The sequence below is a fragment of the Micromonospora sp. NPDC002411 genome, assembly GCF_053592955.1.
In genome coordinates this window covers 1-12,031 of sequence record NZ_JBSFBM010000212.1, presented here as the reverse complement: position 1 = coordinate 12,031, position 12,031 = coordinate 1, and the positions used below count along the sequence as shown (strand labels likewise).

The window sequence follows — 12,031 nt, the reverse complement described above, 5'->3', positions numbered from 1 at the left end:
CTTTCCGCACGTCATGGGCTTCCCGCTGGCGCTGCGACTGATGACCCTGCCGGCGTTCCCGATCCCCCTCACCGGCCTGGTGCACGTCGGCAACCGGATCGCCGTGCAGCGTCCGATCACCGCCGACGAGACGATCGACTTCATCGCGTACGCCGAGAACCTGCGCCCGCACGACCGGGGACGGCAGGTGGACGTGGTGCTGGTCGGCTCGGTCGACGGCGAGAAGGTCTGGGAGGGTGTCTCGACGTACCTGGGTCGGGACCGCAAGCCTGGCGGGGGCGAGCGGGGCGGACGGCCCGACGCGCCGGCCGGCACGGCCCGCTGGCGGGTGGAGCCTCGCGTCGGCACGGAGTACGCGCGGGTGTCCGGAGACCACAATCCGATCCACACCTCCCGGCTCGGTGCGCGGCTGTTCGGCTTCCCCGGGCCGATCGCGCACGGCATGTGGAGCAAGGCGCGCTGCCTGGCCGCGTTGGAGAACCGACTGCCGGACTCCTACGCCGTCGAGGTCGCCTTCAAGCTGCCGGTGCCGCTGCCGAGCACTGTGAACTTCGCAGTGCTGCCGGACGGCGGGTTCGCCCTGCACGACTCGCGCGGCCGACCGCACCTGGCGGGTCTCGTGCGCTGACGAGCACCCCTTGGCAAGACGCGCTCGCATGCGCTAAGTTGTTCTCACATAGAGATGTTCTCACAGTGAGAGAGACGCCGTGAACGAGCAGGAGTTCCTGGACGCGTACGACCCCCGGGCCTATCCGGCGGTCGCGGTGACCGTCGACGTGGTCGCATTCACCATCCGCGACGACGCGCTGCACCTGCTGCTGATCCGGCGCGGTCAGGCACCCTTCGAGGGCCACTGGGCGCTGCCCGGCGGCTTCGTCCACCCCGACGAGGACCTGACCGCCGGCGCCCGACGCGAGCTGGCCGAGGAGACCGGGCTCGGCGGCGACGGGCTACGCCGCGTACACCTGGAGCAGTTGGGCAGCTACGGCGCTCCCGACCGCGACCCGCGGATGCGCATCGTCTCGATCGCCCACCTCGCGTTCGCCCCCGACCTGCCGGACCCGGCCCCCGGCACCGACGCCGACGAGGCGATCTGGCTCCCGGTGACCGCGCTGAGCAGCCGGCAGCTCGCCTTCGACCACGGCCGGATCATCGACGACGCGCTGGAGCGGGCCCGGTCCAAGCTGGAGTACACCCCGCTCGCCACACGCTTCCTCCCCGCCGAGTTCACCATCAGCGAGCTGCGCGCCGTCTACGAAACGGTCTGGGGTCACCCGCTGCACGCCGGCAACTTCCACCGCAAGGTGCTGTCCGTGCCCGGCTTCGTGGAGAGCACCGGTGCCAACACCGAGCGCGGCGGCAGTCGAGGCGGCCCCCGCGCCCGGCTCTACCGGGCCGGCGACGCCCGCCTGCTGCACCCGGCGCTGCTGCGCCCGGCCCGCGAGGAGACGGTGCGATGAGGACGGCGGAGGCCATCGGCCTGGTCGCGGCGGCCCGCACCGACGCCGACCTGTTCGGCGCGGACCAGCCGGCCCGGCGTTACCGCGAGCTGGTCGCGGCCCTGCACCCCGACCACCTGCCGGCCGACCCGGCGGTACGCGCCGAAGCCACCGAGGCGTTCATCCACGTCACCACCAGGTGGCGGGCCCGGCAGGTGACAGTCCTCGGCGACTACCGGCTCGGCGCGCTGGCCCACTCCGGCGACCTGGCCGACCTCTACGACGTGGGCGACGACCGGCTGCTCAAGCTGCCCCGGCGGCCCACCGACAACGACCTGATGACCCGCGAGGCACACGCCCTGCGCACCATCGCCGAGCGCGGCGACCCCCGCTACCTGCCGTACGTGCCCCGGCTGGTGGACGAGTTCCGGCACCGCGACGCCGCGACCGGCGCGGAACGTCGGATCAACGTGCTGGCCACCGCACCTGGGCTGCACGACCTCGACGAGGTGCGGCGTGCGTACCCCGACGGGCTGGACGCCCGGGACGTGGCCTGGATGTGGCGGCGGCTGCTGGTGGTGCTCGGCCTGGCCCACCGGGCCGGCGTGGTGCACGGCGCGGTAGTGCCGCGACACGTGCTGATCGAGCCGGACGCCCACGGAGTCGTGCTCGTCGACTGGTGCTTCTCGGCGCCCGTCGGCGGCACCATCCCGGCGGTCGTGCCCGGCCACGGCTGGGACCCGGAGGAGGTCGTCAGGAAGCAGCCCTGCGGCCCGGGCACCGACATCGCCATGGCCAGCCACTGCATGAGCTGGCTGATGGGGCCGCGCGCACCCCGTGAGCTGCACACCTTCGCCCAGGGTTGCCGACAACGGTCCCTGGACGCCCGGCCCGACGACGCCTGGCGCCTGCTCCGCGAACTCGACCAGGTGCTGGACCGGCTCTACGGGCCCCGCACCTTCCGACCCTTCACCCTCACCCCCTAAGGAGCTGTCATGGGCAGTGGAATCTGGTCCACCGACGTGTACGACGCCGCCGACCGCTACCGCCGGTCCACCGGCAAGAGCGCCTTCTCCTACAGCGACAGCGGGGCGCGCACCGTGCACCCCGCGCTCGACCCCCGCGACGCGACCCGCGAGAGCCGCGACTCCGACGAGCACCCCCGCTCGACGCCCGTCGCGGTGCTCTTCGACGTGACCGGCTCGATGCGCAACGTGCCGCGCGTCCTGCAGACCAAGCTGCCGCAGCTGCTCGGGCTGCTGCAACGGCAGGGCTACGCCAGCGACCCGCAGATCATGTTCGGCGCGATCGGCGACGCCACCTGCGACCGGGTGCCGTTGCAGGTCGGGCAGTTCGAGTCGGACAACCGGATGGACGACGACCTCGGCCGGATCGTCCTCGAAGGCGGTGGCGGCGGTCAGATGTCCGAGTCGTACGAGCTGGCCATGTACTTCATGGCCCGGCACACCAGCACCGACAGCTGGGACAAGCGCGGCCGGCGCGGTTACCTGTTCATCATCGGCGACGAGCTGGCGTACCCCCAGGTGAAGGCCCGGGAGGTGGCCCGCCTGATGGGCGACGACCTGGCCGAGGACGTGCCGCTGCGGCAGATCGTGGACGAGGTGACCCGCCGCTGGGACACCTACTACCTGCTCCCCGCCGGCAGCCACTACGCCGGCAACGCCACGGTGCTGGACTTCTGGCGGGACCTGCTCGGGCAGAACGCCGTGGTCCTCGACGACCTGGACGCGGTGTGCGAGACCATCGCGCTCACCATCGGCCTCGGTGAACAGGCCATCGACCTGGACGAAGGGCTGCGTGACCTGGACCGCGCCGGCTCCGGCGCAACCGGCACCGTGTCGAAGGCGCTGGCCCGGCTCGGCCGGGGACGGCGGGCCGAGGTGTCGACGCTGCCGGCCTTCCGCGACACCTCCGGCGGGGTGACCCGGCTGTGAAGCACGTGGCGGTGGTCGACCTCGGCTACGGCGACGCCGGCAAGGGCACGGTCGTGGACTGGCTCTGCGCCACCCGCCCCGTGCACACGGTGGTCCGCTTCAACGGGGGCGCGCAGGCGGCACACAACGTCGTGCTGCGCGACGGGCGGCACCACACGTTCGCGCAGTTCGGCGCCGGCACGTTCCACAGCGGGGTCGGTACGCACCTGTCGCGGCACGTGGTGGTGGACCCGCTGGCCCTGGCCGCCGAGGCCGACCATCTCGCCACTGTCGGGGTGACCGACGCGCTCGACCGACTGACAGTCGACGGGGAGGCGCTGCTCGCCACCCCGTACCACCGGGCCGCCAACCGGGCCCGGGAGATCGCCCGCGGAGCCGACCGGCACGGCTCCTGCGGGCTGGGGGTGGGCGAGGCCGTCGCGTACGGTCTCGCCCACCCGGACGACGCGCCCCGGGTCGCCGACTGCCACAGCCCAGCGCTGCTGCGCCGCCGGCTGACCGTCCTGCGGGACCGATTGACCGCCGAACTCGGCCCACTGGACGCGCCGCCGGTCGAGGACTGCCTGCCCGCGTACACCGGGTTCGCCGGGCGGGTCACGATCGTCGACCGGAGCTGGCTCGCCGGTGCGCTGCGCTCCGGGACCTGCGTCTTCGAGGGCGCGCAGGGGGTGCTGCTGGACGAGTGGCACGGCTTCCACCCGTACACGACGTGGAGCACCACCACGTTCGCCAACGCCGACAGCCTGCTCGCCGAGGCGGGCCTGCCCGGCGACGTGACCCGGGTCGGGGTGCTGCGGGTGGTCACCACCCGGCACGGGGCGGGCCCGCTGGTGACCGAGGACCCGAACCTGCCACTGGCCGATCCGCACAACCCGACCAACCCGTGGCAGGGCCGGTTCCGGTTCGGCCACTTCGACGCTGTCGCCCACCGGTACGCCCTCGCGGCGGCCGGCGGCGTCGACGGCCTGGCCCTGACCCACCTCGACCTGACCGGCCCCGACCTGCGGATCTGCCGCCGCTACGACACCACCGACCGGCTCACCCCGGGCCCGCCCGGTGACCTGGACCGGCAGGCCGCGCTCACCGCCCGCCTGCTGCGCTCCCGCCCGCTCTACGACGACCCGCCGACGGACTGGACGGAGGCGGTCAGCGCGGAGCTGGGCACACCCGTGGTGCTGACCTCGCACGGGCCCACCGCCGACGACAAGACCGCGCACGGTCCGCTGCTCACCCCACCGGCACTGATCGGCTCGGTCTTAACGTAGCGGCGCGTCGGCATCCGCCGGGTGCGGTTCGCCGGGCTGGTCGAGCACGCTCACCGGCCGTTCGAAGAATGTCTCCAGCACGACCATGGCCTGGGTGCCAGTGACGCCGTCGATGCCGAAGATGCGGCGCAGCGCCGCTTGCAGGTCTTCGGTCGTCGCGGTACGGATCTTCACCAGCAGTGATGCCGCGCCGGCGATGATGTGCGCTTCCTGAATCTCGGGTATGGCCGCAAGGGCGTCGCGGGTGGGGGCATCGCCCATCCACGAGTCGGCGTCGACCATCACGAAGGCCGCCACGCCACGGCCGACGGTTGCCGGGGCGACGTCGATGGTGGTCCGCCGGATCACGCCGCGTTCGCGCAGCTTGCGTACCCGATCATGGGCCGAGCCGGCGGACAGGCCCACCGCCTTGGCCAGCGCCGCGTAGGACTGGGTGGCGTCGCGCTGCAGATGCGCCAGCAACGCGCGGTCGATGTCATCTACCACCGAGGCATCTCCATCGAATGAGGTTCGGAAGATCTATTGTTGAACATATCAGGTACGGTACTTATAGGATCCTGCCGAACAACACTCCGGCATTAGGAGGCGCGGCGATGACCGAGACCGTTCCCGCTGAGTTCCACCTGCTGGACGAGCGGTTCCGCGGCTGCGACGGCGACTTCGTGCTCGAACGGCTGCACAGCGGCGCACGCAAGACTGAGGGGCCAGCGTATTTTCCGGCCGGCCGCTACCTGGTGTGGAGCGACATTCCCAACGACCGGATGTTGCGTTGGGATGAGACCACGGGCGCTGTCGGCGTCTACCGCCACGGCTCTGGCTACGCCAACGGCAACACCGTGGACCGACAGGGTCGGCTTGTCACGTGCGAGCAGGGCAATCGGCGGATCACCCGTACCGAGCACGACGGCACGATCACAGTGCTCGCCGATGGTTTCCACGGCAAGCGGCTCAACAGCCCCAACGACGTGGTCGTCCGCGCCGACGGCACGATCTGGTTCACCGACCCGAGTTACGGCATTCACAACGACTACGAGGGCAACAGAGGCGACAGTGATTTCGACGGCGCCTGTTATGTATTTCGCCTGGACCCTGCGACCGGCGACATGCAGGTCGTCGCGGATGACTTCTGCCGCCCCAACGGCCTGGCATTCTCGGCCGACGAACAACAGCTCTACATCGTGGACACACGACAGGACCCCAGTCACATCCGCGTCTTCGACGTCATGGCCGATGGCACCCTCAGCGGTGGGAAGATCTTCGCTGAGTGCGACTTCGGCCGTTTCGACGGCATTCGTCTCGACGACGCTGCGCGGGTGTGGGCTGCCGCCTGGGACGGTGTGCACTGCTTCGACCCCGACGGAACCCTGATCGGCAAGCTGCTACTACCCGAACCGGTAGCCAACCTCACCTTCGGTGGGCCGAAACGGAACCACCTGTTCATCACCGCCGGAACCTCGGTATACGCGCTGCGAGTCACATTCAACGGTGCCCATTACCCCCCGGCTGGCAGCGAGAAGCGATGATCGACGCGAGCCCTTCCGATACGCCCGTCCCGATCACGATGACCCCGGCGGTCCAACAGTCCATCGCCCGCGAGTTGCAGGTGGAAGCCGCATTCGATCCGGGCCACGAGATCGAGCACAGGGTCGCCTTCCTGACCGACGCACTGGCCGACATCGGCCACGCTGCCTTGGTACTCGGCATCAGCGGGGGCATCGACTCCACCACCGCCGGTCGGTTGTGTCAGCTCGCCGTCGAGCGGGCACGCCACAGCGGACACCGCGCCACCTTCATCGCGATGCGTCTGCCCTACGGCGACCAACGTGACGAGCACGACGCCCAAGCCGCGTTGGCGTTCATCCAACCCGACCAGTTGCTGGCCGTCGACATCCAACCGGCCAGCGACGCGAGCCTGCAGGCGCTGCTCACCGGCGGCCTAACCCTGGCCGACGCGCACCAGCAGGATTTCATCCTCGGCAACATCAAGGCCAGACAACGGATGATCGCCCAGTACGCCGTGGCCGGAGCCCTCGGTGGGCTTGTCGTCGGCACCGACCACGCCGCCGAGGCCGTCATGGGCTTCTTCACCAAGCATGGTGACGGGGCCGCCGACCTCGTGCCGCTGGCCGGCCTGACCAAACGGCGTGTACGCGCGATCGCCCACACGCTGGGCGTGCCACCCGCGCTGATCCGCAAGACGCCCACAGCTGATCTGGAGTCCCTGCAACCGAGCAAGCCCGATGAAGAAGTTTTCGGATACGGCTACGACGACATCGACGACTTCCTGGAAAACCAGCCCGTGCGGCCCGCCGTCGCCCAGGCCATCCACCACCGATACCGCGCCACGGCCCACAAGCGCCGACTTCCAGCAGCCCCGGCAGTGTCGTTTGACGCAACGAGTTGAGGCGGTTATCGGCTGACCATTCGGCGCAATGTCGGCGAAGCGCCACCGACCGCCGCCGAGCCATCAAACATGGGGGCATGGACGCCCTGCTCGACCTCCTCCGTGGGACGGTCACATCGCCGTGGGTGTACCTGGTGATCTTCGGGCTCACCGCGATCGACGCGTTCTTCCCGGCGGTGCCGGGTGAGGCGGCGGTGATCACCGCTGGGGTGCTGTCCGCCAGCGGAGGGCACCCCAGCCTGACCCTGGTGATCGTCAGCGCTGCCGTCGGCGCGCTGGTCGGCGACCACATCTCCTACGCGATCGGTCGGGGCGGCGGCGCGCACCGGCTGGCCCGTCTACCGGATGGCAGCCGACGGCGGGCCAGCTCCGACTGGGCCCGCCGGGCCGTGGACCGGCGCGGCGGCATCATCCTCACGACCAGCCGGTACGTGCCGGGTGGTCGAACGGCGGTCACCCTCACCATGGGCGCGGTGCGCTATCCCCGCCGGGCATTCCTGCTGTACGACAGCATCGCGGCGGTCACCTGGGCGCTGTACTGCGGGCTGCTCGGTTACTTCGGCGGGCTGGCCTTCGAACGCGATCCCGTGAAGGGCGTACTGGTCGGAGTGGGGGTCTCGCTGGTCATCACGTTCGGCCTGGAGGGGATCCGCTGGCTGCGCCGCCGGGCCCACCGCCACGCGGCCTCCCGCCGCTGATCGCCTCCCGCTGCCGTCACCCGGGCGCGTCACAGCAGGTCGGCGTCGTGCACCAGGATCGCCAACTGCACCCGGTTGCCCGCGTGCAGTTTCGCCAGCGCCCGGCTGACGTGCGCCTTCACGGTGGCCTCGCTCATCGTCAACCGCCGGGCGATCTCCGCGTTGCCGTGCCCGCGCGCCACCTCTCGAACGATCTCCAACTCCCGCGTGGTGAGCGGTGCGAGCCGCTGGCGAGCCGCGTCCCGCCGGCCCGGGCCACGATCGGCGAACGAACTGATCAGCCGCCGGGTCACGGTCGGGGCGAGCATCGCGTGCCCGGCCGCCACCGTCCGAACGGCGGCGGCCAACTCGCGGGGCGGGGTGTCCTTGAGCAGGAACCCGACAGCGCCGGCCCGCAGCGCCCGGTGCACGTACTCGTCGAGGTCGAAGGTGGTCAACATGATCACCTTCGCGCCGGTGGCGACCACCTCCGGCGCGACGGTCAGCCCGTCGACGCCCGGCATCCGCACGTCGAGCAGCACCACGTCGGGGCGTAACCGGTGGGTCTGCTCCAGCGCGCCGGCACCGTCCGCCGCCTCGCCGACCACTGTGACGTCCTCGGACGCCTCAAGGATCAGCCGCAGCCCGGCGCGGACGAGCTGCTCGTCGTCGACCACCAGCACCCGGATCACGCCGCGCCCTCCAGCGGGATCAGGGCCCGGACCAGGAAACCGCCGTCCACGGGCGTCGCCTCCAGCCGACCGCCGAGCAGCTCCACCCGCTCGCGCAGCCCGAGCAACCCCTGCCCCGCACCGGGCAGCGCCGACCCGCTCTCGGACGGGCCGTTGCGGACCAGCACCTCCAGCCCGTCGGGCAGGTATCGGAGGCGAACGACCGTCTCGGCGTCCGCCGCGTGCTTGCGCACGTTCGTCAACGCCTCGCGGACCACCCGGTACGCGGTGCGCCCCAACGTCGCCGGTAGTGTGGCCGGCTCGCCCTCGTCCTGCCGGGAAACCCGGAGACCTGCGGTACGGGACTCCCCGATCAACTCGTCCAGCGCGTCGAGCCCTCGCTCCGGCACCACTGCCGCCTCGGCCTGTCGCAGCACACCCAGCACCTCGCGCAGGTCGGTGAGCGCCTGCCGGCCGGTCGTCCGGATCAGCGCGGCGGCCTCGACGGTTGCCGGGTCCGCGGCGGTCACCTCCAGGGCACCGGCGTGCACCACCATCAACGAGACCCGGTGCGCCACCACGTCGTGCATCTCCCGGGCGATCCTGGTCCGCTCCTCGGCGCGGACCCGGTCGGCGTGGGCCTCCCGCTCGCGTTCCAGCCGTTCGGCCCGGTCCCGCAGGGCGGCGAGCGTGTCCCGGCGCGCCCGCACCCAGAGGCCGAAGACCAACGGAAGGCCGACCAGGCAGGCGGCGAGCAGCAGCACATTGCCAGTGGTGGCGGTGGTGATCCGGCGTACGCCGCCCACCTGCACCCCGACCACTACCCCACCGGCGAGCACCACAGCGGCCCCGGCGAGGTAGGTGGCGAGCCGCCGGCTCCGCAGCCGCAGACCCGCCTGGTACGAGGCGACCACCCCGGCCGCCGCGGCGGCGAGCACCAACCAGCCCAGCGCCGCAGCCAGGAACACGGGCCAGCGGCGGGTCCGGATCGTGCTGGTGGCCCAACCCGAGAACACCGCGAGCACCAGCACCACCGCGCCCGGCAGCGGCGAGCGGACACCGATGTCACCGGTCGCGCTGGCCCAGACGGCGGCGGCGACCACGACAGCGAGCAGCAGCACCCCGTAGCGCTGGACGACCCGCCGAGGAGCGGTGCTGCTGGAGGCCACGCAGCGAGCGTAGGGCTCCACGAGCGAACCCGGCCGCCCCGCGCCGTCAGACCGGGGTGTGGTGGGGGAAGACCCCTATCTGACATCCGGGCCGGTCACTACCTAAGTAGTGCCGCCCACCTGACCACTGGCCGATGGCAGGCACCGCCGCACGCACCAGCATCAGCATCATGGATCTGCTGGACCTGCTGCACGACACGATGTCCTCGCCCTGGGTGTACCTGGCGATCTTCGCCATCGCGGTGCTCGACGGCTTCTTTCCGGTGGTGCCGAGCGAGACGGCGGTGATCACGGCCGGGGTGTTCGCCGCCTCGGGCGCGCCGTACCTGCCCGCGGTCATCGTGGTGGCCGCCGCCGGGGCACTCGTCGGCGACCACATCTCGTACGCCATCGGTCGGAGCGGTGGCGCGCGACTGCTCGATCGGCTGCCGCCCGACGGCCGACGCCGGAGGGCCATCGACTGGGCCCGCCGAGGGATCGCGACGCGCGGTGGCCTGATCCTCACCGTGGCCCGCTACGTGCCGGGCGGTCGGACCGCTGTCACCCTCACCATGGGTGCGGTGCACTTTCCCCGGCGTCGGTTCCTGGCCTTCGACGCGCTCGCCGCCGGCTCGTGGGGGCTCTACTCGGCGCTGGTCGGCTACGTCGGCGGGCTGGCGTTCGAGCAGGACCCTCTCCGCGGTCTGCTGCTCGGTCTCGGCCTCGCCCTGACGGTGACGGTGGTCGTCGAGGTGGCCCGCTGGCTCGGCAACCGCCGTCGGTCAGCCCAGCCGACGGCGACGGCTGATCCGGTGGACCGGACGCCTGTGGGGTGATGTCAGTCGGCGGGCGGACACCAGGTGACGCCGTGCAGGAGTTGGGCCGCACCGAGCCAGGCCACGTTCATCATCCGGGTGGCCGTCTTCTCCGGGTCGGCTTCCGGGTGGTCCGCGAGCCAGTCGGCCAGCGACTCGGTCGCGCCGACCAGGGCGTACGCGACGACCTCCAGGTCGGTTGGCGCGATCTCGCGACCCTCGGCGCGGAGCGCGTGGTCGAGCATCCCGGCGACCACCTCGACCAACCGGGTGCGCATTGTGGCCAACTCACCGGCGAACGGCTGCTCGCCCCGGGCCTGCCGGTAGAGCACCGCCCAGCCGTCGCGGTGTGCGCCGACGAAGCCGAAGAACGCCCGCAGCCCACGCCAGAGCCGCTCGTCGGCCGGGAGGTCGGGGGCCGCCGCCCCGGCGATGGCCTGCATCATCCGGGTGCCCTCCCGGTGCAGGCAGGCGACGAAGAGTTCCTCCTTGGTGCCGAGGTACGCGTACACCATGGGCTTGGAGATGCCGGCGTCCTCCGCGATTTCGTCCATGCTGGCGGCGTGGAAGCCACGCCGGGAGAAGACCTTGACGGCCGCGTCGAGCATTTGCTGCTCACGGACGGCGCGCGGCAGGCGCTTGAAGGCGGGGACGCTGGACACCTTGCGAGCATACCTACTCGTGCGTAGGGTTACGCGCGAGTAGCCAAATCTTCCGGAAGGCGCACCTGATGACTGACTTCGACCCGGCCACCTTCGCCAATGTCGGCCCCAAGGAGTTCGCCCAGCTGGTCAAGTCCACCCCGGACGACAAGATCGCCCAGGTGATGTCCGGTGACATGCGCGGCAAGATCCTCGGTGAGGTGTTCAACCGGATGCCGTCGTTGTTCCGCGCGGACCGGGCCGGCTCCACCAACGCGGTCATCCACTGGGTCATCACCGGTCGCCCGGACGGCGGCAGCGACACCTACGAGGTGGCCATCGCCGACGGCAAGTGCGTGGTGAACGAGACCCCGCAGCACGACCCGAAGCTGAGCCTGACCATGGGCCCGGTCGAATTCCTGAAGATCGTCTCCGGTGGCGCGAACCCGGTGATGATGTTCATGACCGGCAAGCTGAAGGCGAAGGGCGACCTCGGCCTCGCCGCCAACATCGCCAACCTGTTCGACATCCCCAAGGCCTGACATGGCTGAGTTCTCGCTCGACCTGAACGAGGAACAGCGGGATCTACGCGACTGGGTGCACGGCTTCGCCGCCGAGGTCGTGCGCCCGGCCGCGGCCGAGTGGGACGAACGCGAGGACACCCCGTGGCCGGTGATCCAGGAAGCCGCCAAGGTCGGCCTCTACGGCTTCGAGTTCCTCGCCACCTGCTGGGCCGACCCGACCGGGCTCTCCCTGCCGATCGCCAGCGAGGAACTCTTCTGGGGTGACGCCGGCATCGGCCTCTCCATCTTCGGCACCTCACTCGCCGTCGCCGCCATCTACGGCGCCGGCACCCCGGACCAGATGGTCGAGTGGGTGCCGCAGTGCTTCGGCGACGCCGACTCACCGGCCGTCGCGGCGTTCTGCACCACGGAGCCGGAAGCCGGCTCCGACGTCGGCGCGATGCGCACCCGCGCCGTCTACGACGAGGCCACCGACGAGTGGGTGCTGACCGG

The 12,031-nt window shown here is 71.2% G+C and carries 15 protein-coding genes; 11 read left to right on the top strand and 4 right to left on the bottom strand.

Annotated features, from left to right (window positions below; all coding sequences use genetic code 11):
* The 5 genes from ACWCO3_RS23100 to ACWCO3_RS23080 form a co-directional block, all read left to right on the top strand.
* Positions 1 to 628, top strand: a 628-nt coding sequence (locus tag ACWCO3_RS23100; protein ID WP_450011959.1) for a MaoC/PaaZ C-terminal domain-containing protein, incomplete at its 5' end; no start/stop codon positions are given.
* A 79-nt stretch (positions 629 to 707) separates the two neighbouring features.
* Complete coding sequence (locus tag ACWCO3_RS23095; RefSeq protein ID WP_145778185.1) at positions 708 to 1,460, top strand: NUDIX hydrolase; 753 nt, start codon at positions 708 to 710, stop codon at positions 1,458 to 1,460.
* The gene (locus ACWCO3_RS23090) at positions 1,457 to 2,425 is read left to right on the top strand and encodes a protein kinase family protein (protein WP_357931613.1); all 969 of its coding nucleotides are present in this window, start codon (positions 1,457 to 1,459) and stop codon (positions 2,423 to 2,425) included. The genes ACWCO3_RS23095 and ACWCO3_RS23090 overlap by 4 nt, the downstream gene beginning before the upstream one ends.
* Positions 2,426 to 2,434: 9 nt before the next feature.
* The gene (locus tag ACWCO3_RS23085; RefSeq protein WP_450011956.1) at positions 2,435 to 3,394 is read left to right on the top strand and encodes a hypothetical protein; all 960 of its coding nucleotides are present in this window, start codon (positions 2,435 to 2,437) and stop codon (positions 3,392 to 3,394) included.
* Positions 3,391 to 4,659, top strand: a complete 1,269-nt coding sequence (locus ACWCO3_RS23080; protein ID WP_450011954.1) for an adenylosuccinate synthetase — start codon at positions 3,391 to 3,393, stop codon at positions 4,657 to 4,659. Before ACWCO3_RS23085 ends, ACWCO3_RS23080 begins: the two co-directional genes overlap by 4 nt.
* On the opposite strand, the gene ACWCO3_RS23075 is transcribed toward ACWCO3_RS23080, so the two are convergent.
* Positions 4,651 to 5,145 carry an Lrp/AsnC family transcriptional regulator gene (locus tag ACWCO3_RS23075; RefSeq protein ID WP_278143361.1) on the bottom strand — a complete coding sequence of 165 codons (495 nt, stop codon included), beginning with the start codon at positions 5,143 to 5,145 and terminating at the stop codon, positions 4,651 to 4,653. The two genes, ACWCO3_RS23080 and ACWCO3_RS23075, sit on opposite strands and share 9 nt — an antisense overlap.
* A gap of 107 nt (positions 5,146 to 5,252) precedes the next feature.
* Here ACWCO3_RS23075 and ACWCO3_RS23070 point away from each other — a divergent pair, with 107 nt between their 5' ends.
* The 3 genes from ACWCO3_RS23070 to ACWCO3_RS23060 all read left to right on the top strand — a co-directional run bounded on the left by ACWCO3_RS23070 (position 5,253) and on the right by ACWCO3_RS23060 (position 7,761).
* A complete protein-coding gene (locus ACWCO3_RS23070) occupies positions 5,253 to 6,182 on the top strand; it encodes an SMP-30/gluconolactonase/LRE family protein (protein ID WP_358078993.1) in 930 nt (309 codons plus the stop codon).
* Complete coding sequence (gene nadE / locus ACWCO3_RS23065) at positions 6,179 to 7,063, top strand: ammonia-dependent NAD(+) synthetase (RefSeq protein ID WP_358078990.1); 885 nt, start codon at positions 6,179 to 6,181, stop codon at positions 7,061 to 7,063. Before ACWCO3_RS23070 ends, nadE begins: the two co-directional genes overlap by 4 nt.
* Positions 7,064 to 7,140: 77 nt before the next feature.
* Positions 7,141 to 7,761, top strand: a complete 621-nt coding sequence (locus ACWCO3_RS23060) for a DedA family protein (RefSeq protein ID WP_358078987.1) — start codon at positions 7,141 to 7,143, stop codon at positions 7,759 to 7,761.
* 29 nt (positions 7,762 to 7,790) lie between these two features.
* Here ACWCO3_RS23060 and ACWCO3_RS23055 read toward each other — a convergent pair whose 3' ends face one another.
* The gene (locus ACWCO3_RS23055) at positions 7,791 to 8,432 is read right to left on the bottom strand and encodes a response regulator (RefSeq protein WP_145778190.1); all 642 of its coding nucleotides are present in this window, start codon (positions 8,430 to 8,432) and stop codon (positions 7,791 to 7,793) included.
* Positions 8,429 to 9,580 carry a sensor histidine kinase gene (locus ACWCO3_RS23050; protein WP_358162366.1) on the bottom strand — a complete coding sequence of 384 codons (1,152 nt, stop codon included), beginning with the start codon at positions 9,578 to 9,580 and terminating at the stop codon, positions 8,429 to 8,431. The genes ACWCO3_RS23055 and ACWCO3_RS23050 overlap by 4 nt, the downstream gene beginning before the upstream one ends.
* Positions 9,581 to 9,747: 167 nt before the next feature.
* Between ACWCO3_RS23050 and ACWCO3_RS23045 the strand changes: the two genes are divergently transcribed.
* The gene (locus ACWCO3_RS23045; RefSeq protein ID WP_145785382.1) at positions 9,748 to 10,395 is read left to right on the top strand and encodes a DedA family protein; all 648 of its coding nucleotides are present in this window, start codon (positions 9,748 to 9,750) and stop codon (positions 10,393 to 10,395) included.
* Between the two features lie 2 nt (positions 10,396 to 10,397).
* Here the strand turns inward: ACWCO3_RS23045 and ACWCO3_RS23040 are convergent, their stop codons facing one another.
* Positions 10,398 to 11,036 carry a TetR/AcrR family transcriptional regulator gene (locus ACWCO3_RS23040; protein ID WP_450011949.1) on the bottom strand — a complete coding sequence of 213 codons (639 nt, stop codon included), beginning with the start codon at positions 11,034 to 11,036 and terminating at the stop codon, positions 10,398 to 10,400.
* A gap of 68 nt (positions 11,037 to 11,104) precedes the next feature.
* On the opposite strand from ACWCO3_RS23040, the gene ACWCO3_RS23035 reads away from it, so the two are divergent.
* On the top strand, positions 11,105 to 11,557 hold the full coding sequence (locus ACWCO3_RS23035; protein WP_145778192.1) for an SCP2 sterol-binding domain-containing protein: 453 nt from the start codon (positions 11,105 to 11,107) through the stop codon (positions 11,555 to 11,557).
* Between the two features lies 1 nt (position 11,558).
* Positions 11,559 to 12,031 (top strand): acyl-CoA dehydrogenase family protein (locus ACWCO3_RS23030; protein ID WP_450011947.1); only part of this gene is annotated, 473 nt, incomplete at its 3' end.

Coding starts and splice junctions, on each gene's coding strand:
- ACWCO3_RS23070 (WP_358078993.1), top strand. CDS start 5,253: ATGACCGAGACCGTTCCCGCTGAGTTCCACCTGCTGGACGAGCGGTTC.
- ACWCO3_RS23085 (WP_450011956.1), top strand. CDS start 2,435: ATGGGCAGTGGAATCTGGTCCACCGACGTGTACGACGCCGCCGACCGC.
- ACWCO3_RS23035 (WP_145778192.1), top strand. CDS start 11,105: ATGACTGACTTCGACCCGGCCACCTTCGCCAATGTCGGCCCCAAGGAG.
- nadE (WP_358078990.1), top strand. CDS start 6,179: ATGATCGACGCGAGCCCTTCCGATACGCCCGTCCCGATCACGATGACC.
- ACWCO3_RS23060 (WP_358078987.1), top strand. CDS start 7,141: ATGGACGCCCTGCTCGACCTCCTCCGTGGGACGGTCACATCGCCGTGG.
- ACWCO3_RS23090 (WP_357931613.1), top strand. CDS start 1,457: ATGAGGACGGCGGAGGCCATCGGCCTGGTCGCGGCGGCCCGCACCGAC.